At 66.9% G+C, this 24725-nt stretch carries 23 protein-coding genes, 1 tRNA gene and 1 pseudogene; 15 read left to right on the top strand and 10 right to left on the bottom strand.

Going from position 1 to position 24725, the window contains the following annotated elements; all coding sequences use genetic code 11:
* Positions 1 to 65: 65 nt before the first annotated feature.
* Complete coding sequence (locus WCE59_RS00205; protein ID WP_343256695.1) at positions 66 to 2912, bottom strand: S8 family serine peptidase; 2847 nt, start codon at positions 2910 to 2912, stop codon at positions 66 to 68.
* 184 nt (positions 2913 to 3096) lie between these two features.
* Here WCE59_RS00205 and WCE59_RS00200 point away from each other — a divergent pair, with 184 nt between their 5' ends.
* The 13 genes from WCE59_RS00200 to rnt all read left to right on the top strand — a co-directional run bounded on the left by WCE59_RS00200 (position 3097) and on the right by rnt (position 16497).
* Positions 3097 to 4272: a thiolase family protein gene (locus tag WCE59_RS00200; protein WP_343256694.1), complete on the top strand. Its 1176-nt coding sequence runs from the start codon at positions 3097 to 3099 to the stop codon at positions 4270 to 4272.
* Positions 4273 to 4404: 132 nt separating this feature from the next.
* Positions 4405 to 4755, top strand: coding sequence for a hypothetical protein (locus WCE59_RS00195; protein WP_343256693.1), 351 nt, complete (start codon positions 4405 to 4407; stop codon positions 4753 to 4755).
* 154 nt (positions 4756 to 4909) lie between these two features.
* Entirely contained in the window at positions 4910 to 5296 is a 387-nt protein-coding gene (locus tag WCE59_RS00190) for a hypothetical protein (protein ID WP_343256692.1), read from the top strand.
* 81 nt (positions 5297 to 5377) lie between these two features.
* Positions 5378 to 6985: a carboxyl transferase domain-containing protein gene (locus tag WCE59_RS00185; RefSeq protein WP_343256691.1), complete on the top strand. Its 1608-nt coding sequence runs from the start codon at positions 5378 to 5380 to the stop codon at positions 6983 to 6985.
* Positions 6986 to 7079: 94 nt separating this feature from the next.
* Positions 7080 to 7646 (top strand): bactofilin family protein, encoded by a 567-nt coding sequence (locus tag WCE59_RS00180; protein ID WP_449284061.1) that lies wholly within the window; start codon positions 7080 to 7082, stop codon positions 7644 to 7646.
* Positions 7643 to 8035: a hypothetical protein gene (locus tag WCE59_RS00175; protein WP_343256690.1), complete on the top strand. Its 393-nt coding sequence runs from the start codon at positions 7643 to 7645 to the stop codon at positions 8033 to 8035. Before WCE59_RS00180 ends, WCE59_RS00175 begins: the two co-directional genes overlap by 4 nt.
* An 89-nt stretch (positions 8036 to 8124) precedes the next feature.
* Positions 8125 to 8910, top strand: a complete 786-nt coding sequence (locus WCE59_RS00170; protein ID WP_343256689.1) for an enoyl-CoA hydratase/isomerase family protein — start codon at positions 8125 to 8127, stop codon at positions 8908 to 8910.
* A 2-nt stretch (positions 8911 to 8912) separates the two neighbouring features.
* Positions 8913 to 10928: an acetyl/propionyl/methylcrotonyl-CoA carboxylase subunit alpha gene (locus WCE59_RS00165; protein WP_343256688.1), complete on the top strand. Its 2016-nt coding sequence runs from the start codon at positions 8913 to 8915 to the stop codon at positions 10926 to 10928.
* Positions 10925 to 11833: a hydroxymethylglutaryl-CoA lyase gene (locus WCE59_RS00160; RefSeq protein WP_449284060.1), complete on the top strand. Its 909-nt coding sequence runs from the start codon at positions 10925 to 10927 to the stop codon at positions 11831 to 11833. Before WCE59_RS00165 ends, WCE59_RS00160 begins: the two co-directional genes overlap by 4 nt.
* Before the next feature lies 1 nt (position 11834).
* On the top strand, positions 11835 to 14444 hold the full coding sequence (locus tag WCE59_RS00155) for a sensor domain-containing protein (protein ID WP_343256687.1): 2610 nt from the start codon (positions 11835 to 11837) through the stop codon (positions 14442 to 14444).
* A gap of 34 nt (positions 14445 to 14478) precedes the next feature.
* Complete coding sequence (locus tag WCE59_RS00150; RefSeq protein ID WP_343256686.1) at positions 14479 to 15249, top strand: SDR family NAD(P)-dependent oxidoreductase; 771 nt, start codon at positions 14479 to 14481, stop codon at positions 15247 to 15249.
* 11 nt (positions 15250 to 15260) lie between these two features.
* On the top strand, positions 15261 to 15827 hold the full coding sequence (yeiP, locus tag WCE59_RS00145; RefSeq protein ID WP_343256685.1) for an elongation factor P-like protein YeiP: 567 nt from the start codon (positions 15261 to 15263) through the stop codon (positions 15825 to 15827).
* A gap of 22 nt (positions 15828 to 15849) precedes the next feature.
* Positions 15850 to 16497: a ribonuclease T gene (gene rnt, locus WCE59_RS00140; RefSeq protein ID WP_449284059.1), complete on the top strand. Its 648-nt coding sequence runs from the start codon at positions 15850 to 15852 to the stop codon at positions 16495 to 16497.
* 9 nt (positions 16498 to 16506) lie between these two features.
* On the opposite strand, the gene sugE is transcribed toward rnt, so the two are convergent.
* The 7 genes and pseudogenes from sugE to pcnB form a co-directional block, all read right to left on the bottom strand.
* On the bottom strand, positions 16507 to 16824 hold the full coding sequence (gene sugE / locus WCE59_RS00135) for a quaternary ammonium compound efflux SMR transporter SugE (RefSeq protein WP_343256683.1): 318 nt from the start codon (positions 16822 to 16824) through the stop codon (positions 16507 to 16509).
* Positions 16825 to 16944: 120 nt separating this feature from the next.
* Positions 16945 to 18477: a glucose-6-phosphate isomerase gene (gene pgi, locus WCE59_RS00130; RefSeq protein WP_343256682.1), complete on the bottom strand. Its 1533-nt coding sequence runs from the start codon at positions 18475 to 18477 to the stop codon at positions 16945 to 16947.
* A 2-nt stretch (positions 18478 to 18479) separates the two neighbouring features.
* On the bottom strand, positions 18480 to 18860 hold the full coding sequence (gene panD, locus WCE59_RS00125) for an aspartate 1-decarboxylase (protein WP_343256681.1): 381 nt from the start codon (positions 18858 to 18860) through the stop codon (positions 18480 to 18482).
* A gap of 100 nt (positions 18861 to 18960) precedes the next feature.
* Complete coding sequence (gene panC / locus WCE59_RS00120) at positions 18961 to 19821, bottom strand: pantoate--beta-alanine ligase (RefSeq protein WP_343256680.1); 861 nt, start codon at positions 19819 to 19821, stop codon at positions 18961 to 18963.
* Between the two features lie 11 nt (positions 19822 to 19832).
* On the bottom strand, positions 19833 to 20642 hold the full coding sequence (gene panB / locus WCE59_RS00115) for a 3-methyl-2-oxobutanoate hydroxymethyltransferase (protein WP_343256679.1): 810 nt from the start codon (positions 20640 to 20642) through the stop codon (positions 19833 to 19835).
* A gap of 67 nt (positions 20643 to 20709) precedes the next feature.
* The gene (folK, locus tag WCE59_RS00110; protein ID WP_343256678.1) at positions 20710 to 21207 is read right to left on the bottom strand and encodes a 2-amino-4-hydroxy-6-hydroxymethyldihydropteridine diphosphokinase; all 498 of its coding nucleotides are present in this window, start codon (positions 21205 to 21207) and stop codon (positions 20710 to 20712) included.
* Positions 21207 to 22487, bottom strand: a pseudogene (gene pcnB, locus WCE59_RS00105) (polynucleotide adenylyltransferase PcnB); the annotation flags it as partial. The gene folK and the pseudogene pcnB, both read right to left, overlap by 1 nt.
* Before the next feature lie 134 nt (positions 22488 to 22621).
* On the opposite strand from pcnB, the gene WCE59_RS00100 reads away from it, so the two are divergent.
* Positions 22622 to 22697: transfer RNA gene (locus WCE59_RS00100), tRNA-Glu, on the top strand.
* A gap of 140 nt (positions 22698 to 22837) precedes the next feature.
* A complete protein-coding gene (gene fdxA, locus WCE59_RS00095; protein WP_343256676.1) occupies positions 22838 to 23161 on the top strand; it encodes a ferredoxin FdxA in 324 nt (107 codons plus the stop codon).
* Positions 23162 to 23266: 105 nt separating this feature from the next.
* Here fdxA and WCE59_RS00090 read toward each other — a convergent pair whose 3' ends face one another.
* Both WCE59_RS00090 and dapA read right to left on the bottom strand, forming a co-directional pair.
* Entirely contained in the window at positions 23267 to 23782 is a 516-nt protein-coding gene (locus tag WCE59_RS00090; protein ID WP_343256675.1) for a hypothetical protein, read from the bottom strand.
* A gap of 17 nt (positions 23783 to 23799) precedes the next feature.
* Complete coding sequence (dapA, locus tag WCE59_RS00085) at positions 23800 to 24696, bottom strand: 4-hydroxy-tetrahydrodipicolinate synthase (protein WP_343256674.1); 897 nt, start codon at positions 24694 to 24696, stop codon at positions 23800 to 23802.
* Positions 24697 to 24725: the final 29 nt, after the last annotated feature.

Below are 24725 nucleotides of genomic sequence, written 5' to 3'. Positions count from 1 at the left end.
GGGGGTTCTGTTACTTCTTTTGGTCCTCCCTTCTCCTCCCCCCCCCCCCCCCCAACGCCGATCGCTCAGAACCCCAGCGCGTACTTCAGCGACACCATTCGGGCATCGCCGCGCGGGCCGAACCGCTGGTCATAGCCCAGCGTGACCATGCCGCTGCGTCCGACCGGCGCATCCAGGCCCAGCCCGAACAGTCCGCCCGAACGCGCCGGCTGCAGCCCCATCAGCGGCGACCAGGCATCAATGCCGACAAAGCCCGCTTCCAGATCGAGCCCCTGCGCGGACAGCGTGTGCTGCCATTCGGCATAGCCCTGCAGCTTCAATCCCGACAGCCACTGACGCTCTCCGCGCAGGCCGGCCACGGCCTGGCTGCGGCTGGAACTGAAGGCATCGGCACGTAAGCCCAGCCCGTCGCCACCCAGCTCATTGAAGCCGTCGCTGCGAATCCGGCTGTACTCGGCGCCCAGATACGGAGTGAAGCCCGCATCGGCATCGCCAAGGCGATAGCCGGCTTCCAGGCTGGCAGTCATGAAGTCGCCGGCGTAGTTGCTGAACACCCCCATCGAACGCTGTCCAGTAAACAGATGGCGCTCCAGCTGGCGGTCGAAGCGGCCAAACCCGACCTGGCCCAACGCGTAGGCCTGGTTGCCGGCAACGCCGGCGTACATCAGGCTCTGGGCCTGGCGATCCCGACCCCGGTCGCGGCTGCCCTCGCGGCGGCTGTTTGCCGTGGTCTCTCCGAAGGCGAAGCCGGCGATCGCATTCCCCAGCCGCACATCGCGGCCGATCATCCAGCCATCCATCGCCTGCTCATTGCCGGAGAATCCGCCCTGGCCGCCGCCACCCAACTGCCGCGCCCAGGTCGCCGGCCGCGCAGCGAGGTTGGCGCCCGAAGCGAACTGCGCAGACAGCGCCCGCCGGCTCATGTCGATCGCATCAAACGTGGTCGAAGAAGCCACCGCGTGGAGTTCGCCGGACAGGCTGGCCAGTGACACGTGCGCCATCCGCGCATCGGCAATCCGCTGGAATTCACCGGCCGACCGGATGAGTCCGCCGGCCACCACGCCCTCCCCGGACTGCTGGCCGTCCAGTTCACGAAACGCGTTCTCGACCCGCTTGGCCGAGGACAGCGAAGCGGCCGTCACATTGGCCATGCTGGCCACGGTGGCGTGCACATCCAGACGGCCGATATCCAGCCACACGTTCTGAAGGTCATAGGCCAGGCTCGCCTGCAGGAACATGGTGTCGGCGTCATAGGTGAGCGCGTCGAAATAGCCGCTCATCTCGCCGCCCACCTGCAGTACGTGCTCACGATCGCTGCTCACGTAGCTGTCGCTTACGCCGGCCACGTGCACGCTGCCACCCGCGATATCCGCATCACCGGCCACCACCAGCGGGCCATGCCCTAACACCAGTGCCAGGGTCGCGCCGTTGGCATGGGTGTAGTTGCCGGTGATCTCGAAGTGATCCGCCTGACCGGTACCTCCCTGATTGACCAGCACGGTGCCCTGGTTGATGACGTTGCCGAACACAGTCCCGCCACCGCTGAGGGTGCCATCGCTGCCAATGGTCACCCCCGATCCGGCGACCGAGCCGCTGACATGCAGCGTGCCCCCATCAATCCGTGTCGCGCCGCGATAGGTATTGTCCCCGGACAGTTCAAGCGTGCCGCTGCCGCGCTTGGTCAAACCGCCCGCACCGACGATGTCGTTGCCCCAGATCGATGTCTGGTCGCTGAAATTCGCGGTCAACGTGCCCCAGTCAAACCTGCCGGGACCCTGCACGGCCTTGCCGACATCCAGCAGGCCGTAGCCGAAGATCTCATCCACGCCGTCCGGGCCGATATCCTTCGCCGTGCCAAGGATGGTCTGGCGCACCAGGTCGTTGTTGAACCAGGGGAACGCCTCCCACACCAGCGCCGCGGCGCCGGACACCTGGGGCGCGGCAAATGAGGTTCCCGCAGAGACCCAGTATTCCGGCGAATCCGGCGCATCATCGGTGCCGGTGAACACCACCTCGCCGGGTGCGGCCAGGCAGTAGTTCATCGCAACGCCGCAGGCGTTCGAGTACTCGGCCAGCAGCGAGGGATCCTCACCATCCAGCGCCACCACGGTCAGCCAGCCCACCTCCAGTTCCGCAGCAGGGGTGCTGCCTCCGGTGCCCAGCTGGCTTGGCAGCGCAGCCATGTCGGTCGGATCGTCACGCTCTCCGTTTCCAGCCGCGAATACCACCAGCCCGTCATGCTCGAAAATGAAGCGCCTGTATTCGGCCGCAATCGGCGAGGTGGCCGCCGGATTGCTCCAATACAGCCCGCCCCACGAGTTGTTCAGAATCTTCACCCCGCGCGCGATCATGTCGTTGTGGATCGGCTCAAGGCCAAGGGCGCCGCCCACCTCGTTGCCGTCTCCGCTCCCATCATCCTCGGGCGGTTCGTCGTTGATGATCCGCGCTGAAACGATCTCCGCGCCCTGGGCGATGCCGCCCGGCCACTGGCCAAATGGCGTGCCGGCCGCGATCTGTGCAACCGCGGTACCGTGCCCGTCCTTGTCATCGACGGACATGTCGTTGGTATTGCGGTTGACGTAGATCAGGTTGTCCACCACCCGACCGGCCAGTGACGGATGGTTGCGATTGACACCCGAGTCAATGACGCCGATCCGCACGCCCTCACCGGTCAAACCCGCATCGATCGCCGGCTGGGCGTTGGTGAGCGTGATGTGGTCGCTGAAGTCTGGGTTGGCCGGCTCCACCACCGTTGGCGGCGGGGTCGGAGGCGGTCCTGCAGGCGGTGGATCCGGACGCAACGGACCTCCCCCGCCACCGCCACAAGCCGTCAGCGCCAGCCCGACAGCTGCCGCAAGCAGCGAACGCTGCGCGGCCCGCGATTTCGCCACTCCATCCCAGGCACCGATCATCGATCAACTCTCTTTGCGGGTCAGTGACGCATACCTATACCGCAACGCCGGGGCCCGCGGTATGTCCGGGTTCCCAGAATCGGACTCAGTGCACTCCATCGCGGCCCGGTGCGGTTTGCCGGGTGGCAGCGCAGGCCTGATAATCAGGCACGTTCCACACCCCACACTCAGGCGGAGCAATTCCATGAGCGACATCATCATCGCCGGTGCCAAGCGCACCGCCATCGGCTCGTTTCTCGGCCAGTTCAACGGCGTCCCGACCCCGACCCTTGGCGCGGCTGCGATCCGCGGCGCGCTCGAGCACGCCGGCATTTCCGCCGACAAGGTGGACGAGACCATCATGGGCTGCGTGCTGCCCGCGGGCCTCGGCCAGGCGCCGGCGCGCCAGGCATCGCGCGCGGCCGGCATCCCCGATGCTGCCGGTTGCACCACGATCAACAAGGTGTGCGGATCCGGCATGAAGGCGCTGATGTTCGCCCATGACATGATCCGCGCCGGATCGGCCAAGGTGGTCGTGGCCGGTGGCATGGAGTCGATGACCAACGCCCCGCACTTGCTCAACGGCTCGCGCAACGGCGTGCGCTACGGCAGCGCAGAACTGCTCGACCACATGGCCTGGGACGGCCTGACCAACCCCGATGACGGCCAGGCCATGGGCGTGTTCGGAGATGAAGCCTGCCGCAAATACGACTTCAGCCGCGAGGATCTGGACGGATTCTCGGCCGAGAGCGCACGGCGCGCCCAGGCGGCGATTGCCGAGGGCTCATTCAAGGACGAGATCGTCCCGGTCACCGTCAAGACCCGCAAGGGCGAGCACCAGGTGGACACCGATGAGGAGCCCGGCCGGATCGACCTGGCGCGGATCCCCACCCTGCGCGCCGCCTTCGGCAAGGACGGCCTGCTGACCGCGGCGTCGTCCTCCAAGATCTCCGACGGTGCTGCCGCGCTGGTGCTCACTTCAGCTGATGAAGCATCGAACCTCGGCCTGACGCCGTTGGCCCGCATCGTTGCCCACGCCGGACACGCCCACGAGCCGGAATGGTTCACCACTGCGCCGATCAAGGCGATCGACAACGTGCTCAAGCGCGCCGGCTGGTCGGTGGACGATGTGGACCTGTTTGAAGTCAACGAAGCCTTCGCCTGCGTAGCCATGGCACCGATGAAAGACCTCGGAATCCCCCACCAGAAGCTGAACGTGAATGGCGGTGCCTGTGCGCTGGGCCACCCCATTGGTGCCAGCGGTGCACGCCTTGTGGTCACCCTGCTGCACGCGCTGAAAGCCCGCAATCTGAAGCGTGGCGTGGCTTCGCTGTGCATCGGCGGTGGCGAGGCGACTGCGATTGCGGTGGAGTTGATCTGATCCGGTTAACATCCTCTTTACTTAAAAAGTCAAACAGATACTTGACAGCGATTGCGCGGCCGTCATGATGTTTCCCGGCACGTGCTAACCGGCGCGTTTGTCACTTTGATTACAACGACGAGGAAATCCACAATGTCCATCAACAAGGCTCTGCTGGCCCTGACCATGGGTTTCGCCCTGGCTGCGTGCTCGAACCAGGACGCCGCCCAGGACGCAGCTGCTGACGCTGCTGAAGCCGCTGCCGACGCGCAGGCTCAGGCCGATGCTGCTTACGGCCAGTTCGAAGATACCGCCCAGGCTGCTGCCGACACCGCTGCCGAGGCCGCTGATCGCGCCTCCGACGCTGCTGCCGACGCAACCACCGCGACCGACGGCGACTTCGAAGACGCTGCTGCCGACGCCGCTGAAACTGCAGCCGACGCTGCCGAAGACGCTGCTGACATCGCCGAAGACGCTGCTGACGCAGCTGACGACGAGATCTGATCCAGCCGGAAGCCTTCGGGTTTCCAGCACTGGAAAGATCAAGGGACCGCCGGGCAACCGGCGGTCCTTTTTTATGGGCGCTCCAAAACGGTCCACGCGCTCTTCACCTTCACGACCCAACACTTGCACCGTCCCCACAGCAACAGGTTCTGCCATGAACAATCGCTCCCTTGTGTTGATCGCCGCCGGTGTCCTCGCCCTGAGCGCTTGCAGCAATGATCCGCCGTACGAGACCCAGGAAGGTGCCGAAGCCGCCGCTGCCGCGGAGCGCGCGCGTGCCTCCGCTTCCGAAACGCTCGACCACACCGGCACGGCGATCTCCGAAGGTGCGGACGCCGCCGCTGCCCGCACCCGTGCCGCTGCCGATAACGCCTCGGAAGCCGCGCGACGTGCCGCCGACGATGCTTCTGCCGCGGCTGACCGTGCGGGCGACCGGGCACGCGAAGCTGCCGCCGATGGCGCCGAGTCCACTGCTGATGCATTGCAGCGCGCTTCCGATCGCGCCGACCGCCAGGCTGACGAAATCCGCCGCGACGACTGAGCCCTGCCCGCCCCGACCCACGCGGCCGGGGCGGGCCATCGCGGGTATCCTGTGCGGCCCACCCATCTCACGATGCCGCGCATGCCCGCACTGAAAACCCGTCTGGATCCAGGTTCACAGGAATTCATCGACAACGCCGAATATCACCGCGAGCTGGTGGCCGAGCTTGACCGCCGGTTGGCCAGGGCCGCGAACGGCGGCGGTGACAAGGCCCGCGAACGGCACCTGTCACGAGGCAAACTGCTGGTCCGCGACCGCATCGGCACGCTGCTTGATCCAGGCTCGCCCTTCCTCGAGATCGCGCCGCTGGCCGCCGAGGACATGTACAACGGCGACGCGCCTGCAGCCGGCATGGTCTGCGGCATCGGCCGGGTCATGGGCCAGGAAGTGGTGGTCGTTGCCAACGATGCCACCGTCAAGGGCGGCACCTATTTCCCGATCACGGTGAAGAAGCATCTGCGCGCGCAGGAGATCGCCCGCGAGAACAACCTGCCGTGCATCTATCTGGTCGACTCGGGCGGCGCCTTCCTGCCGCTGCAGGACGAGGTGTTTCCCGACCGGGAGCATTTCGGCCGGATCTTCTACAACCAGGCGCGAATGAGCGCGGAAAACATTCCGCAGGTGGCCGTGGTGATGGGCAGCTGCACCGCCGGTGGGGCTTATGTGCCGGCGATGAGCGATGAAAGCGTGATCGTCAAAGACCAGGGAACAATCTTCCTTGGGGGGCCTCCACTGGTGAAAGCGGCTACCGGCGAAGTGGTGGACGCCGAATCACTGGGCGGCGCCGACGTGCACACCGCGGTGTCCGGCGTAGCCGACCACCTGGCCGAGCACGACCATCACGCGCTGCAGGTGGCGCGCGACATCGTTGCCAACCTCAACCGCACCAAGACCCCGCCGGTCGCGCTGCAGAAGCCGGCCGAGCCCCTGTATCCGGCCGATGGGCTGTACGGGATCGTGCCCCGCGACACCCGCCAGCCGTTCGATATCCGCGAGGTGATTGCCCGGCTCGTCGACGGCAGCGAGTTCCAGGAGTTCAAGGCGCGCTACGGCAAGACCCTGGTCACCGGTTTCGCCCATATCCACGGCTGTCCGGTGGGCATCGTGGCCAACAACGGCATCCTGTTTTCCGAGTCCGCACTCAAGGGCGCGCACTTCATCGAGCTGTGCAACCAGCGCGGCATTCCGCTGGTGTTCCTGCAGAACATCACCGGGTTCATGGTCGGCAAAAAATACGAGAACGCCGGCATCGCCAAGGACGGGGCCAAGATGGTCACCGCGGTGGCGTGTTCCAGCGTGCCCAAGTTCACCGTGGTCATTGGTGGCAGCTTCGGCGCCGGCAACTACGCCATGTGCGGGCGCGCCTACGGGGCCCGTTTCCTGTGGATGTGGCCCAACGCGCGGATCAGCGTGATGGGCGGCGAACAGGCCGCCAGCGTGCTGGCCACCGTGCGCCGGGACGGCATCGAAGCGCGCGGCGGCGAATGGAGCGGCGAAGAGGAAGAGGCCTTCAAGGCGCCCATCCGCCAGCAGTATGAAGATCAGGGCAGCCCGTGGTACGCCACTGCCCGGCTGTGGGACGACGGCATCATCGATCCGGCTGACACACGCCGGGTGCTGGGACTTGCGATTTCCGCCTCGCTCAACGCACCGATCGAGCCCGCCCGCTTCGGCGTGTTCCGGATGTAGGGATCCATTGCCGGAATCAGTGCGTGGGGTCACAACAAGGCCCCACATGCTGCGTGATAGGCTCGTGAAATACGACCCTCCAGGAGCCCCCGCTATGGCCATCTTCAATCCGTCCAGCCAGCCCAAGAAAGACGCCAGTCCCTACGCCGCCGACCAGGCCGCCGCGCCCGGGCGTGATGAGCGTCCGGCAGTTGCCGATTTCAATCCCACATCATCCCCGCCCCGCCAGGCGCCCGCCACGGGCCCCAGCGCAAGCGCGAAAGAGTCGCTGATTGCGGCCAACCTGACGATCGAAGGCAAGATCGAGGGTACCGGCCATGTCCGCATCGCCGGCCAGTTCAAGGGCGATGTCAACGTCAAGGGCGACCTGACGATCGAGCGCGGCGCCAAACTCAACGGCAGCGTCCGTGCCGACAAGGTCACCGTGGCTGGCGACCTGGAAGGCAACATCGAATCGGCCGAGCGCGTCGAGCTGCTGGACAGCGCCGTGCTCAATGGTGACCTGAAGGCCGGCACCCTGACCGTCGCTGCCGGATCGCGGATCCGCGGCCACATTGATTGCGGCTGGGACGAGTCGGACAAGCGCTCCGGCAAGACCGCCTCCGATACGAAGTCAGCAGGCAAGGCGGAGAGCAAGACAGGCGTCGAAGCCGTCTCGTGAGCAAGGGCCGGCCGGGCGCGGCGGGCGCCACGCGCACCTGCCCACACTGCAAGACCACGATCCTGCAGAGTGCTGCGATCTGCCCGTCCTGCCGGCATTACCTGCGTTTCGATACACCCGCTCCGGGCACCGGCGAAGGCACAACTGCCGAACCCGAATCCACCAACGCACTGCAGGTGGAAGGCACCATCCGCCACCCGGCCGAGGGCGGCGCCTGGGAATATTCGGTGGTGCTGGTGGTGCGCGACGGCGACGGCAAGGAAATCAACCGCCAGGTGGTGGGCGTAGGTGCGATGTTTCCCGGCGATGAGCGCAGCTTCAGCCTCGCCGTCGAGGTCACTCCCACCGACGATCATCGCCGCCCCGGGCGGCGTCGACTGCGACACTGAGCGGGCGTCATTGCAGCCGCGTACGGGCGGCGGCCTCCAACTGAACCGGTATCATGGCCGGCCGTCCACTACCCGGTGAGCTGACGCCCATGTCCGATGCCCTGACGATCACGCGCGAAGGCCCTGTCGCCCGATTGCGACTCGAGCGGCCCGAACTGCACAACGCATTCGATGCCGCGCTGATCGAAGCACTCACCACCACACTTGAGCAGCTTGCCGGCGACGCCGGCGTGCGCGTGGTGGTGGTGGAAGGCGCCGGACGATCGTTCTCGGCAGGCGCGGACCTCAACTGGATGCGCAGCATGGCTTCCGCCGGCGAGGCCGGAAACCGGGAAGACGCGTTGGCACTGGCGCGCCTGATGCGCACCCTCGACGAGTTGCCAAAGCCGACCATCGCCCGCGTCCACGGCGCCGCGTTTGGCGGCGGCGTCGGCCTCGTGGCCTGCTGCGATATCGCCATCGGCGTTTCGGAAGCGAAGTTCGGGCTGACTGAAAGCCGTCTCGGCCTGCTGCCAGCGGTGATTTCTCCCTACGTGATTGCCGCCATGGGCGCACGCCAGGCACGCCGCTGGTTCTCCACCGGCGAGGTATTCGACGCCGCCCAGGCCGAGCGTTTCGGCCTGCTCCACCAGGTGGTCCCGACCGAATCACTGGACGCCGCCGTGCAGCACCAGGTGGACCTGCTGCTCAAGGCCGGCCCTGTGGCCACGGCCCAGGCCAAGGCGCTGGTGCGCTCCGTCCAGCCGCATATCGACCGCGATGCCCTGGACGGCGCCACCGCCGATCTGATCGCCGCCCTGCGCGTCTCGCCGGAAGGACAGGAAGGCCTCAGCGCATTCCTCGACAAGCGTGCGCCGGCCTGGATCGGGGGCTGACCATGTTCGAGAAGATCCTGATCGCCAACCGCGGCGAGATCGCCTGCCGGATCATCCGCACTGCGCGGCGCATGGGCATCCGCACCGTGGCGGTGTTCTCCGAGGCCGATGCGGATGCCCAGCACGTGCGTCTGGCCGATGAGGCATACCCCATCGGCGGTCCACGCCCGCAGGACAGTTACCTGCGCGGCCACGCGATCCTGGACGTGGCCCGGCGCAGCGGCGCCCAGGCCATCCACCCGGGCTACGGATTCCTGAGCGAGAACGCCGACTTCGCCGAAGCGGTGGAAGCGGCCGGGATCTCCTTCATCGGTCCGCGCGCGGCATCCATGCGCAAACTCGGCAGCAAGGCCGGGGCCAAGGACCTGATGCAGGCGGCAGGTGTGCCGGTCGTACCGGGCTACGCCGGGGCGGACCAATCGCCACAGCTGCTGGCCGCAGAAGCGGAGCGGGTCGGCTTCCCGCTGATGATCAAGGCGGCCCACGGCGGCGGCGGCAAGGGCATGCGGATCGTCCACGACGCCAGCGGTTTCGACCCCGCGCTGGACAGCTGCAAGCGCGAGGCAGCGAACGCGTTCGGCAATGATCGCGTGCTGCTGGAGCGCTACATCGAATCGCCACGCCACATCGAGTTCCAGGTGTTCGGCGATGCCCACGGCAACCTCATCCATCTCAACGAGCGCGAATGCTCGGCCCAGCGCCGCTACCAGAAGGTGCTGGAAGAATCGCCCTCGCCCTTCCTGACCCCGGAAGCGCGCCAGCGCATGGGCGAGGCGGCGGTCAAGGCCGCGGGCGCGATCGACTACGTCAACGCCGGCACGGTGGAGTTCATCGTGGCGCCGTCGGGCGAGTTCTGGTTCATGGAAATCAACGCCCGTCTGCAGGTGGAACACCCGGTCACCGAGATGGTCACCGGTCTGGACCTGGTGGAATGGCAGCTGCGGGTAGCCGCCGGCGAACGCTTGCCGCTGGCCCAGGACGCGATTGTCCGGAATGGCCACGCCATCGAAGCGCGCCTGTACGCGGAGGATCCGGCAGCCGGCTTCCTGCCCGCTTCCGGCCGGCTTGAGCGCCTGTCACTGCCCGAGCCATCCGACGGCGTGCGTATCGACTCGGGCGTGGTTGAAGGCGACACCGTCACGATCTTCTATGACCCGATGATCGCCAAGCTCATCGTCCACGCCGACGACCGGCCTGGCGCCCTGGCGCGCATGCGCGAAGCGCTGGCCGCCTGCACGATCAGCGGGCCGAAATCCAACATCAGCTTCCTGGAACGGCTGATCCGCCACCCGGTGGTCACCGGGGCCAGCATCGATACCAGCTGGCTGGATCGCAATCCCGACGCGCTGCAGCCCTCATCCGAGCCGCCCTCGCCTGCTGCCGTTGCAGCGGCGGCCGTGACGGCGCTGCTGCTTCGGGAGCAGGCCAGCCTCGAGGCCGCAACTTGCACCGCGGAGCCGCACTCCCCGTGGGCCCGGGCCGACGGTTGGCGCCTGGGCCGTGCGGGTGAAAGCGTGCTGCGACTGCAGCAAGGCTCCATACGCCATGAAATCCATGCATCGGGCAGTAACGGTACCTACCGCCTTCGCAGCGAAGAACGCACCCATGTGGTGGAGAGCGCCCGTCGAGAGGGGCATCTGCTGTTGCTGCGACTGGATGGTGAAGCCCACCGGTTCCGCGTTGATGGTACGGCCGCGCAGGTGATGGTCCATGATGGCACCCGGCGCCTGGCGTTCGACCATGTGCCTGCATTCGAGCTGGCCACGGCCACCGAGTCGGCCGGCGACGACCGAATTGGCGCACCCATGCCCGGACGCGTGGTGCTGGTGAGGGCTGCCGCGGGTGATACGGTGGCGGAAGGCGACGAGCTGCTGGTCATGGAGGCGATGAAGATGGAGCTGACGCTACGCGCCCCGCGCGACGGCACGGTGGCTGAAGTGCGTGCCACGGCCGGCGATTTCGTTGAAGCGGACGCCGTGCTGATCACCTTGGAGCCCGAGGCGGAAGCCACCTCATGAGCCACCTGCCCGCCGCCGTGCGCATCGTTGAAGTCGGCCCACGCGACGGGCTGCAGAATGAAAAGACCATCGTGCCCACCGCGGACAAGGTTGAACTGATCAATCGCCTGTCCGCGACCGGCCTGCAGTCGATCGAGGCCACCAGCTTCGTCAGTCCCAGGTGGGTACCGCAGCTGGCCGATGCAGCCGAGGTGTTTTCCGGCATCGAACGCCGCCCCGGCGTCTCCTATCCGGTGCTGGTCCCCAACGAGACCGGCTATGAGCGGGCTCGTGCGGTGGGCGTGGAAGAGATCGCGGTATTCAGCGCGGCCTCGGAGGCGTTCAACCGCAAAAACATCAACGCTTCGATCGACGAATCACTGCGCCGTTTCGAGCCGGTGCTGGCCCGCGCGCGCGAAGATGGCGTGCGGGTGCGCGGCTATGTTTCAACCGTGCTCGGCTGCCCCTATCAGGGCGAGGTGCACGTGGCCGACGTGGTCCGGGTTTCGCGTGTACTGCACCAGATGGGCTGCGATGAAATCTCCCTGGGCGACACGATTGGAACCGGCACGCCGAACGCGGCGCGGGCCATGCTGCGTGCCGTCGCCGAAGAGGTCCCGATGCAGGCGCTTGCCGTGCACTTCCACGACACCTACGGCCAGGCGCTGGCCAATATCCTCGCCTGCCTGGAGGAAGGCGTAGCGGTGGTGGATGCGGCGGTTGCCGGAATCGGCGGCTGCCCCTACGCCCGCGGCGCCAGCGGCAACGTCGCCACTGAAGACGTGGTGTACATGCTCCACGGCATGGGCATTCGCACCGGCGTCGATCTCCCCGCACTGGCCACCACCGGCCGCTGGCTGGCCGAACGTCTGGGGCGTGAAACCGGCAGCCGCGTTGGGCGCGCCATGACGGCGGGCGGCGACTGAGATGAGTCCTCCGGCTCACCGCAGGCCAGACGCCCTGCCGGATCCGGACGACCCCCAGCGCGTTGCCGCCGCCCTTGAGGCCGCCTGCGCCAACCCATCGCTGCCCAGTGACCTTTTAGAGCTGCTGTCCTCCGCCCGCAGGGCGCTGGAATCGGTCGCCCGCGATGCAGAAGGCGCGGATCTGCGATACCGGGCGCTGTTTGATGCAGTCCCCGACCCGGTCAGCATCCTCGATGAGCAGGGGATTGTGCTCGACCTCAACACTGCGGGCATGGTCGCCTATCGCCGCCGCCACGACGAAATCGTCGGCCAGCCGATCGAGCTGCTCAACCCGGACCTGCCCAAGGATCACATGCAGCCGGTGCTTGAAACGCTGCGCCGGGGCGAAACCTATGTGATCGAAGTGACCAACATGCGCGGCGATGGCAGCCGCTTTCCGGTGGAGGTGCACTCCGCCGGATTCCTGCACGATGGCCGCCGCTGCGTGGTGGCAGTGGCGCGCGACCTCAGCGCCCGGCGCGAAGCGGAACTGCGTTACGGCCAGCTGCTCGCAGTGATCGACAAGGGCGTGCTGGCGCTGGATGCCGAGGGCCACGCGCTGCAGGCCAACGCCGCCGCGATGCGCATCCTGGGCGCACGGCCGGACGACAGTCTGCGCGACATGCTGGACCCCGCCATCTGGACTTTGCTGGACGAATCCGGTCGCCGCATCGCTTTTGAAGACCTGCCAAGCCAGCGCACCCAGCGGACCGGCCAGCCCACCAAAAGCACCGTGATCGGCATGTATCACAAGCCCGAGCGGCGTCTGCGCTGGCTGTCGGTCACCACCGTGCCGCTGTTTGCCCCCGGCGGGCATGCGCCCTATCAGGTGATCTCGCTGTTCAGTGATGTCACCCGGCTCAAGCGCGACAGCGCGCTGTTCAGTCGCGCCCAGGCGCTGGCACGGATCGGCGGCTGGGAATGGGAAGTGGGCCGCGACGCGCTGTACCTGACCGACGAGGCCATCCGCATCCTCGGCCAGGCATCGCCGCCGGCCACCATGGAAGGACTGATGTTGTGCCTGGGCATTGGCGACCGGGTGCGCCTGGGCGAGGCCCTGCGCGTGGCCGCGGAGCATTCCGTGCCCATCGATCTGGAGCTGCAGGGCCTGCGCCTGGACGGGCGGACGCTGTGGATCCGGATCATCGGTGAGGCCGAGACCGATGAGTCGGCCAACGTCAGCATCACCGGCACCGTGCAGGACATCAAGGAGCGCAAGCAGGCCGAGGAAAGCCTGCGTGTGCAGGCCCGCACCGATCCGCTGACCGGGCTGCTCAACCGCGACGCGATCCTGGGTGAGATCGGCCAGCGCATGGACGACCCGCTGCAGGCCCGGCTGGCGGTGCTCTACATCGATCTGGACCGCTTCAAGATGGTCAACGATGGCCTCGGCCACGCCGCCGGGGACCAGCTGCTGTGCCATGCCGCCCAGCGCATCCTTTCGGCGGTGGACGAGGACGGGCTGGTGGCCCGCTTCGGGGGTGACGAGTTCCTGGTGCTGTGCCAGCTGGAAGACGATGACACCCTGCCCGAACAGATCGCGCAGCGGATCGTGGACGCCTTTGATGACAGCTTCCACCACGGCTGCGAAGAGTTCCACGTGACCGCCAGTATCGGCATCGCCCTTTCCCCACGTGATGGCGATCGCCCCCAGCCCCTGATCCAGAATGCGGACGCGGCGATGTACGACAGCAAGCGCCGGGTCCGCAACGGCTGGCTGGTCTATTCGCCCGCCCTGAAGGAATCGCGCGAAGACCGGCTGCGACTGGAGACGCAACTGCATCGTGCCGTGGACAAAAGCGAGTTCCACCTGGTCTATCAGCCCCAGGTAAGCCTGCGCAGCGGCGAGATCGTTGCCGCCGAGGCGCTGATCCGCTGGAACAATCGCCAGCTTGGAGAGATGCGGCCGGACCACTTCATCGGCCACGCGGAAAACAGTGGCGACATTGTGCGCATCGGTCGTTGGGTGCTCAGCGAGGCCTGCAAGCAGGTGGCCGCGTGGCGCGATGCCGGGCACGGCGTGGTACGGGTGGCGGTGAACGTGTCCTATCGCCAGTTCCTGGGCGATGACCTGGTCGGATCGGTGCGCGCGATCCTGGAGGAGTACAACCTGCCGGGCAACGCGCTGGAACTGGAGTTCACCGAGCGCGTCCTGATCGAGGATTCGGCCGACACCCTGCAGGCCTTCGCCGCGCTGCGGAAGCTGGGCGTGATGCTGACCATTGATGATTTTGGCGAAGGCTACAGCGCCCTCAATTACCTGCGCCGGCTGCCCATCCACGGGCTCAAGCTCAGCCAGCTGTTTGTCGGCGGCGCACCCCGCGACCGTTCCGACGTGGCCGTATGCCAGGCAATCGCAGGCATTGCCCGCAGCCTGGGACTCGGGCTGGTGGCCGAGGGCGTTGAATCGGAAGCCCAGCGGCAATTCCTGCTGGAGTTGGGCGTGCGGGTGGGCCAGGGCTTCCTGTTCGCCCCCGGCCTGATGCCGGCCGAGTTTGCCCGCCGCCTGGCCGTCGGCCACCGCCATGCCCGACTTGCCGAGAGGATCAGCGCGGTGGAGCCCAGCAGTTAGAATAGTGGGCTTTTCCGCACCCGCAGGAGCGTCCATGCAGCTTTCCGATATCCGCGCCATCGTCACCGGCGGCGTGTCCGGCCTTGGCCTGGCCGTGACCGAACATCTGGTCGCCAACGGCGCCAGGGTGGTGATGTTCGACGTGAACGACGGCAAGGGCGCGACTGCAGTGTCCTCGCTGGGCGAAGACAAGGTCCGCTACGTGCGCACCGATGTCACCTCTGAAGAAGGCGTGGTCGCCAGCGTGGACACCGCCAAAGCGTTTCTGGGTGGGCTGGACGTGTTGGTCAACTGTGCGGGCATCATCGGGGCAGCCCGGGTGCTGGGCCGCAACGGCGCCATGCCGCTGTCCACGTTCTCCAGCACGGTGATGGTCAACCTGGTGGGCAGCTTCAACGTGGCCAAAGCCGCCGCTGCAGTGATGCAGCACAACGAGCCCGGCGAAGATGGCGAGCGCGGCGTGATCATCAACACCGCCTCGGTCGCTGCCTATGAAGGACAGATCGGCCAGGCCGCGTATTCCGCTTCCAAGGGCGGTGTGGTGGGCATGACCCTGCCGATGGCACGCGAGCTGGCGCGCTTCGGTATCCGGGTGAACACCGTTGCCCCGGGTATTTTCCACACGCCGATGGTCGATGGCATGCCCGAGGAAGTGCAGCAGTCGCTGGGCGCTTCGATTCCCTTCCCTTCGCGCCTGGGCCGCTCGCAGGAGTTCGCCGACCTGGTCGGATACATCCTGGGCAACCGCTATATCAACGGCGAGACCATCCGCCTGGACGGCGCGGTGCGTCTGGCACCGCGCTGAGGAGCTGACCGATGAGAGCAAGCGACGCGAAAAAAGGCACCGTGGTCGAACACGACGGCGCCACCTGGCAGATCCGCGATATTGATCGCAGTTCGCCCCAGGGCCGCGGCGGCAACGTCCGCTTCCGTTTCACCATGTACAGCGTGCCGGGCGGCAACCGCATCGATGCCAGCTTTGACGCGGACGATGAGCTGCGGGAAGTGGAGCTGTCGCGCCGCGCGGCCAGCTATTCCTACCGGGATGGCGATGCGTTCGTATTCATGGACGACGAGGATTACACCCAGTACCTGCTGGATGCCGACGCCGTGGGCGATGCTGCCGGCTACATCACCGACGGACTGGGCGGATGTCACGTACAGGTCATCGATGACCTGCCGGTTGGCGTGCTGCTGCCGCAGACGGTCGCACTGGAGGTCGTGGAAACCCCGCCCGAGCTCAAGGGCGGCACCGCCACCAAGCGTCCAAAGCCCGCCAGGCTGAGCACCGGTATCGAGATCCAGGTGCCCGAATACATCGCCACCGGCGAGCGCGTGCTGGTGAACACCAGCAGCGGTGAATTCTCCGGCCGGGCCGGCTGAGCGCCACTTCATCCAGGACAGCATGCCGATGACTGACAAAGACCCCGCGGCCCAGCCGGCCAGCCCACTTGCCCGCCGATTCCGCGGTTACCTGCCGGTGGTGGTGGATGTGGAAACCGGCGGCTTCGACTGGAACCGGCACGCGCTGCTGGAGATCGCCGCGGTGCCGATCGACCTGGATGAGGACGGTCGCTACGTGCTGGGCGAAACCACCAGCGCGCACGTGATCCCTGCCGAAGGCACCGAGATCGATCCGCAGTCGCTGGAAGTGACCGGGATCGACCTGGACCACCCGTTCCGCCTGGCCAAGCCCGAGCGCGAAGCGCTCAACCACGTGTTTGGCCCGATACGTACGGCAGTAAAAAAGCACGGCTGCCAGCGCGCGATCCTGGTCGGGCACAACGCCCATTTCGATCTGAACTTCCTCAACGCCACGGTGAACCGCTGCGGACACAAGCGCAATCCGTTCCACCCCTTCAGCGTGTTCGACACGGTGACCCTGGGCGGCGTGGCCTATGGCCAGACGGTGCTGGCCCGCGCGGTGCAGGCGGCGGGCTTTGAATGGGACGCCGCCGAGGCGCATTCGGCCGTGTACGACGCCGAGCAGACCGCGCGCCTGTTCTGCACGGTCCTCAACTCCTGGCCCTGGCCGCCTGCAGAGCAGCTGTAGGAGCGCGGGTCAGGCGGAGGCGAGCTTCAAGCCGATGATGCCGGCCACGATCAATCCCAGACTCACCAGCCGGCCGGCGTTGGCCGGCTCTTGGAACAGGAAGATCCCGAGGATGGCGGTGCCTACCGCTCCCACGCCCACCCAGACGGCGTACGCGGTGCCCAGCGGCAGCGAGCGCATGGCGATGGCCAGCAGGTAGAAACTGACGCCCATCGCCGCCAGCGTGCCCACGCTGGGCCACAGGCGGCTGAAGCCGTCGGTGTACTTCAGGCCTACCGCCCAGGCAACTTCAAACAGACCGGCAACAAACAGGATCAACCAGGGCATGACAGCCTCCATGGATTGCTGGGGCCGTCCCCGGAATGATGTGGAGCGGCGGGGCCGTCCCCGCTTCCTGAGCGCCGGATTATCGCAAGCTGGCGATGACCCGGGTGTAACCAGCAGCGGCTAAATCCTGCGTTGCTGGTGGATCTCGGCCAGCACCGCGCGGGTAACCGGATCGTCCACTTCCACGTCTTCACCACGTACCGCAGGCAGCAGCTTGCCGGCGATCCGCTTGCCCAGCTCCACGCCCCACTGGTCGAACGCATTGATGCCCCACAGCACCGACTGGGCGTACACGCTGTGCTCGTACATGGCGATCAGCGCGCCGAGCGAATGCGGGGTCAGCGCATCCAGCAGCAGCAGGGTGGAGGGGCGGTTTCCGGGATAGGACTTCTGCGGGTCGGCGTCCTGGTGCCCGCGGGCCAGCGCCTCGGTCTGGGCCAACAGGTTGGACAGCAGCGCGTCATGGTTCCCGGCATGCGGGTGCGCTGGATTCACCACTCCAATGAAGTCCGCCGGCACCGCCTGGGTCCCCTGATGCAGGGCCTGGAAGAAACTGTGCTGGCACGTGCTGCCCGCCCCGCCCCACAGCACCGGTACGGTGTCCACGCGAACCGCACGGCCGTCCGGTGTGACCGACTTGCCCAGGCTCTCCATCACCAGCTGCTGCAGGTAGAACGGCAGCAGCTCCAGGCGCTGGTCGTAGGGCAGGACCGCGTGCGCAGACAGGCCAAGCGCGTTGCGGTTCCACACCGCGGTCAGCGCATGCAACACCGGCAGGTTGGCAGCGAGCGGGGCCTGCAGGGCGTGGGCGTCCATCTCCGCCGCACCGGCCAACAGCTCCTCGAAGCGCGCCATGCCAACTGCCAGGGCAATGGAAAACCCCACCGCCGACCACAGTGAAAAGCGTCCACCGACCCAGTCCCACATCGGCAGCACGCGTTCAGCCGACACGCCGAACGCCTGCGCCGCCGGAACATTGGCACTGACCGCATACAGCCGCTCACCGCCGCCCATCCAGTCGCGCAGCAGCGCACCGTTGAACAGCGTTTCCCGGGTACCGAAGCTCTTGGACACCAGGATCCCCGCGGTGCGTTCCGGCTCGAGCCCGGCCAGCACGTGCTGGATATCGCTGCCGTCCATGTTGGCCACAAAGTGCAGGCGGAAGCGGCCGTCATGGAAGTCCTTGAGCGCATCCACAACCAGACGCGGGCCCAGATCGGAGCCGCCCACGCCCACGTTCACGACGTCGGTGACCCCGGATGCGGCCAGCTCCGCCACCAGCGTGGCCATGCGCTCACGCGCGGCCGCAGCCAGGCTGTGCGCTTCCTTCGCCGTCGCGCTGCCACCCAGGCACGAGCGCAGCGCCACGTGCAGCGCAGGGCGATTCTCGGAGACGTTGACCGTGGCGCCGTCGAACAGCGCATCGAACGCTGCGGGAAGCCCTGCAGCTGCCGGGCCAGCCAGGTCCAGCAGGGCTGCCAGCGCCTGGCGGTCGTACCGCTGCCGGGCGAAGCTGGCATACAGCGGGCCGACCTTCAGCGAAAAGTCCATGGCACGCGCCGGATCGGCATCCGGCATGTCAGCCAGGTGCACACCCGAGATCCGCGCTGCGTGCGGCGCCAGCGTCCCTTCCAGGTCCGACGCCGCGGCCATCTTCAGGCCACCTGGGCGGGGATGGAATCGTTGGTGTGGGTCATGCGGTTTTCGCGGTCCACGTAGACCAGGCTGGGCTTGAACTTCGCCACTTCCGCCTCGTCGAGCATGCCGTAGGCGCAGATGATCACCAGGTCGCCCGGTGTGGCCTTGTGCGCCGCGGCGCCGTTGACCGAGATCACCCCGCTGCCCTCTTCGGCACGGATCGCGTAGGTGGCAAAGCGCTCACCGTTATTGATGTTGTAGATTTCCACGCGCTCGTATTCACGGATGCCCGAAATATCGAGCAGGCGACCATCAATCGCGCACGAACCTTCGTAATGAAGCTCGGCGTGGGTGACGGTGGCACGATGGATTTTGGCTTTGAGCAGGGTCAATTGCATGATCTGACTGCCGGTTCACGGCAAAAACGGGCGGTGGGGGCCACGGAACAGGAAAGTATAGGGACCATCTGTCGCATCGCAACAAATGGCCGCCGGGCACTCAGGTGCCGGCCATCTCGAATTCAAGGTTGTCGATCAACCGGGTATTGCCCAGCCGCGCCGCGATCAACAGCACCCGCGCTCCGCCATCGTCGCTGGGCTGCGCCAGTTCCGGGGTGCGCAGCACGGCATATTCAACCGCGAATCCGGCGGCCTCCAACCGCTGCATGGCGGTGGCCTCCACCTGGGCTGCCTGCTCGCCGGCCAGCAGGCTGTCACGCATGGCCAGCAGGCTGCGATGGATCTGTGTCGCCTGCTCCCGTTCGGCCTCTGAGAGATAGCGGTTGCGCGAACTCATGGCCAGTCCGTCCGCTTCGCGCACGGTGTCCCCCGCCAGCAGCTGGATGGGAAAGGCGAGATCGCGCACCAGGTAGCGGATCACCGCCAGCTGCTGGTAGTCCTTGCGCCCGAACGCGGCAACGTCGGGCTGCACCTGGTTGAACAGGCGCGAGACCACCGTGGCCACGCCATCAAAATGTCCCGGACGGCGTTCGCCCTCCAGCACGTCGGTCACCCCGGGGACGCGCATGCGCACGGCATTGTCCGCGCCGAACGGATACATGGTCTGCACCGATGGCATCCACACCGCGTCGCAGCCGGCCGCCTGCAATCCTGCGGCGTCTTCTTCCGGGGTGCGCGGGTAGCGGTCGAAATCCTCATCCGGTCCGAACTGGGTCGGGTTGACGAACACGCTGGCCACCACCCGGTCGGCATGCTCGCGGGCCAGGCGCACCAGCGAGTGGTGTCCGGCGTGCAGGTTGCCCATGGTGGGCACGAACCCGACCCGCAGCCCCTCACGCTTCCAGCCGTCCACCCGGGTGCGCAACGCATCCAGCGAGGTGATCGTCTCGATCCTGCTCATTCCGTGCTGCCTCAGCTGTAGGAGTGCGCGTCGTCCGGGAACGAACCGTCGTGCACTGCCGCCACGTAGGCCCGGACCGCCCCGGCCACCGAGCCTCCTTCGGCGAGGAAATCCTTGACGAACTTCGGTCGCCGCTGGCCCGAGTCCAGGCCCAGCATGTCGTGCAGCACCAGCACCTGGCCATCGCAGCCCGGGCCGGCACCAATGCCGATGGTGGGCACCGCGCTTTCCGCAGTGATGCGGGCGGCCACGTCTGCCGGCACGCCTTCCAGCACCAGCAGCGCTGCCCCGGCTTCAGCCACGGCGCGGGCCTCGCCCATCAGGCGCTCCGCGGCGCTCTCGCCCCGGCCCTGCACCTTGAAGCCGCCAAAGCGCAACACCGATTGCGGGGTCAGGCCCAGGTGGGCACAGACCGGAATCTCACGCTCGACCAGGTAGGAAATGGTTTCCAGCTTATGACCCGCCCCTTCCAGCTTGACCATGCCCGCGCCGGCCTGCAGCAGCCGTGTGGAAGCATCCAGTGCCTTCTCCGGAGTGGCGTCGGCCTGGAACGGGAGGTCGGAAATCAGCAGCGCCCGCGTCAGCCCGCGCGCCACGCAGCGGGTGTGGTAAACGATGTCGTCCACGGTGACCGGCAGGGTCGAATCGAGCCCCTGCACCACCATTCCCAGCGAGTCACCAACCAGCACCATGTCGATGCCGCTGGCGTCCAGCGTACGGGCGAAGCCGGCGTCATAGACGGTCAGCATAGTGAGTTTGCGCCCTTCCTGGCGTGCGGCGGACAGGTCGGGGACGGTAACGGGGCGCGTGGGAGTCTTCATCCCGATAGTATGGCCCGCGCACGGCTGTGGTTGCAGCAAAGAGGGCGTCCGCGGCCTGGTTGCCGCCTTACAGGCGCTGTATTTCGCCGGCATCCAGGGCGGCCAGCGCCGCGCGCGCCGGGCCGATTCCCGGAATGCCCGCATCCGGCGCCACATCCAGCAGCGGTACCAGCGCAAAGGCGCGCTCGTGCAGGCGCGGATGCGGCACCCGCATCCCAGGCACATCAATCACCGCGTCTGCGTACAGCAGCAGGTCCAGGTCCAGGGTGCGCGGCCCCCAGCGGTCGCTGCCATCCGCGGCACGGACGCGGCCGAAATCACGTTCGATCCCAAACAGCGCATCCAGCAGGGCCTGCGGCGCCAGCGCGGTACTGATCGCCGCAGCCGCATTGATGAAGTCCGCCTGATCCTCAACGCCCCAAGCGGGCGTGCGGTACAGCGGCGAGGTGGCCAGCACGGTGCTGTCCGGCAGGTCTTCCAGCGCTTGGAAGGCGCGACGCAGCGTCTGCCCGCTGTCGCCTACGTTGCCGCCCAGACCCACGACGGCAACCACCGGCTGGCCCATCAGCCGCTCACGGACCGGCTTCGACGCCGCCGGCGCGGGCGCGGGTTGTGTTCTGCATCGTCCGTTGGCGGGTGGGAAGCGATCGCCAGGTCGGGATCCTGCTGCGCCTCACGCCAGAACCCCACGTCTTCGGCGTGCTCACTGGAAGCGCTCTGGCGCAGCATCAGGAAATCGAACGCCGCACGGAAACGCGGATGCGCCAGCGTCCGCATCACCCGCTTGCGCTGGCGCAGGGGGAAGCGCGTCTGCAGCAGCCAGATCTCCTGCATCGGCAGCGAGAACCGCCGCGGCAGGGCCACGGTGGACAGCTGATGCACGGTGACCCGGTCAGCGGCGCGGCGCTGGGCCTCCACCGGCTGGATATCCTGGGCCTGCAGCGCCATCAGTGCGCGGCAGTAGGCCGGCCACAGCAGCAGTGCGAACAGGAATGCCGGCGACACCGGCTCCTCCGCCGCCACCCGCGCATCGGTGTTCTTCAGTCCGGCGATCACCATCCGCCGCAGCGCGCCGCTGCGGTTGGCCGCCAGCGCCGCCGCCGATTCCGGAAACAGCGCCTCCAGCAGGCCATACCTCTCCAGCCCCAGGAAGCTACGCTCGGCGTGGCCGGACAGGAACAGCTTCAGACATTCCTCGAACAGACGCGCCGGTGCGGCCTCGGCCAGCAGCCCGGCCAGCTTCGGAATCGGCGCGGCGGTGCCCTCCTCTATGCTGAATTCGAGCTTGGCCGCCAGCCGCACGGCGCGCAGCATGCGCACCGGATCTTCACGGTAGCGCAGCTCCGGATCACCGATCAGGCGCAGCACCCGGGCCTGCACGTCTTCGAAGCCGCCCACGTAATCACGCACCGAGAAGTCCTCGACCGTGTAATAGAGGGCATTGGCGGTGAAATCGCGCCTGACCGCGTCCTCTTCAATCGTGCCGTAGATATTGTCCCGCAGCAGCATGCCGTCCTCGTGCTGCTGGCGATTGCCGCTGCCGTCGTCCACGTTGGCGCGGAAGGTGGCCACTTCAATGACCTCACGCCCGAACAGCACGTGCGCCAGGCGGAACCGCCGACCGATCAGCCGGCAGTTGCGAAACAGCGCCTTGACCTGCTCCGGCGTTGCGTCGGTGGCAACGTCGAAATCCTTGGGTTTGATCCCCGCCAGCAGATCGCGCACCGCGCCACCGACCAGGTAAGCCTGATGGCCACCCTCGTTCAGCCGGTAAAGCACGCGCAAGGCGTTGGGGCTGATGTCCTTGCGGGAGATGGGATGGCTGTCGCGGGCAATGCTGCGAAGCTGGGCAATTGCAGGGGCGTTATGGGTTGGCATCAAGACTTGGATTAACGGAAAGCCTGCTATACTAGCAAGCTGCTCGGCTCTCAGGCCTGCAGTTTGGCAGCAAACGCCAAAAGGGGCCTGGCCCCAGCTCCGCTCCCTTCGTCTAGCGGTCCAGGACGCGGCCCTCTCAAGGCTGAAACACGGGTTCGATTCCCGTAGGGAGCGCCATATTGCGCGGGACAGCCCGCAACCGGTCCGCCATGGCGCGGACCGGGCGCAACAGCCCGGCTCCGGCCGGGTTGTTCGTTTCCGGACCCGGGCTGCGCTGTCCTACAATAGTGCCAGTACCACATGGGATCCGAATCGCAATGGCTTTCGTCGTTACCGAGAACTGCATCAAGTGCAAATACACCGACTGCGTGGAGGTGTGTCCGGTCGACTGTTTCCACGAAGGCCCGAATTTCCTGGTGATCGATCCGGACGAATGCATCGACTGCACCCTGTGCGAGCCGGAATGCCCGATCGGCGCCATCTATCCCGAGGATGACGTGCCAGCCGGGCAGGAACAGTTCATTGCCCTGAACGCCGAACTGTCGCAGGAATGGCCGGTGATCACCGAGCGCAAGGACGGTCCTGCCGACGCCAAGGACTGGGAAGACAAGCCGGACAAGCTCAAGTACCTGGAGCGCTGACGGCTGGAACACTGACAAAAAACGGCGGGTCTGGAATTCCAGACCCGCCGTTTTCCTATGGCCCGAAGCAGGCGCCAGGCCTGCCCGGACCGTCAGCAGCAACCTTCAGCCGCCAATCTGTGCGCGCAGCAGTTCGATCAGCTTGCGGGCGGCGTCACCCTGCGCCGGCTGGCCACGGGGATCCACCGCACTGACGTGGGACCCGCCCTCGGTTGCAACAATGCGGATCATGAAATTGCTGTCTTCATAGCTCAGATCGTAGGTACCCAGCAGCTGGGCACTGCTGACCACGCTCAGCCCTTCGGTGGCAGCCAGCACCTGACCGACCTGCTCATACACCGCATCCCGTGCGCCGGCGACGCTGAAGCCGACCGCGCTGCTGGCGGCTGGCTGCTCCGACATGCCGGAGCGGGTCACCGAGCTGCCAACCTCCGGAACCACCATTGCCCCGGCCGTGCTGGGACGGTCCAGATCGGGCGGCACTTCCAGCGGCCTGTTTTCCGGGCTGGCGGCGTACATGGGGTTCTCCTTGCGGAACCAGCCGCAGCCGGAGGTCGCCAGCACGGCGATCGCCAATGCGGACAGCACGCCGGTGCGCAACACATGGGGACGAACGGACATCTTTGTCTCTCCTGAAGTCAGGCCGCGAGTGTATCGCGACAGTCATGTTCAATCTGTTCCAGCAGCCCCAGAATGCGCGCGGCTTCCGGCTGCAATTGCTGTGACAGCGGCATCAGCGGCAGGCGCAGCCCGTGCCCGATTCCCTGGCGGGTGAGCAGGGCCTTGATCGGGATCGGATTGGGCTCGATGCCGGCGAACGCGTAAAGCCCGGCCAGCTTTTCATCCAGCGCTGCGGCCTTGCCTTCGCCGGCCAGCCGGCACAGCAGGCGCATTGCGCTGGGCGCCACGTTGGACACCACCGACACCACGCCCTCGGCTCCCGCCTGGATGGACCGCGCGCAGCTGGGATCATCACCACTGAGCACGGTGAATTCCGGGCCGCGCAGGGCCACCAGCGCCTGGATCCGCTCCGGCTCACTGCTGGCCTCCTTGATGGCAATGATGCGCTCGTGATCCACCAGCCCGGCGACCGTTTCCGGCAGCAGGTCGCATCCGGTGCGCGGGGGCACGTTGTAGAGCACGACCGGCAGCGCGCCGTCATCGGCGACCGCCCGGTAGTGCGCCGCCAGCCCCGCCTGGGTCGGGCGCACATAGGGCGGGGTCACCACCAGCGCCACGTCGGCGCCCAGGGTGGCCGAACGCCGGGTCTGCTCGATGGTGCGTGCGGTGCTGGACTGGCCCGTCCCGGCGATCACCGGCACCCTGCCCGCCACCACTTCCACCGCGGTGCGCAGCAGCAGATCGAATTCGGAGTGGAACAAAGCCGCCGCTTCGCCGGTGGATCCGGCCACGACGAGTCCGTCAATACCGGCATCCAGCTGCTGTTCCAGCAACCTGCGCCACGCCGGCAGGTCGATTTCGCCAGCCAGCGTGAACGGGGTGGCCAGTGCGGTGATACAACCTGTGAGTCGCAAACCTGTGGTTTCCTGAGCGGGTGCCAACG

The sequence above is a fragment of the Luteimonas qiangzhengi genome (assembly GCF_039548515.1).
GTDB lineage: Bacteria > Pseudomonadota > Gammaproteobacteria > Xanthomonadales > Xanthomonadaceae > Luteimonas.
The sequence above is the reverse complement of the archived record's forward strand: the minus strand, read 5'-3'. Positions and strand labels throughout refer to the sequence as shown.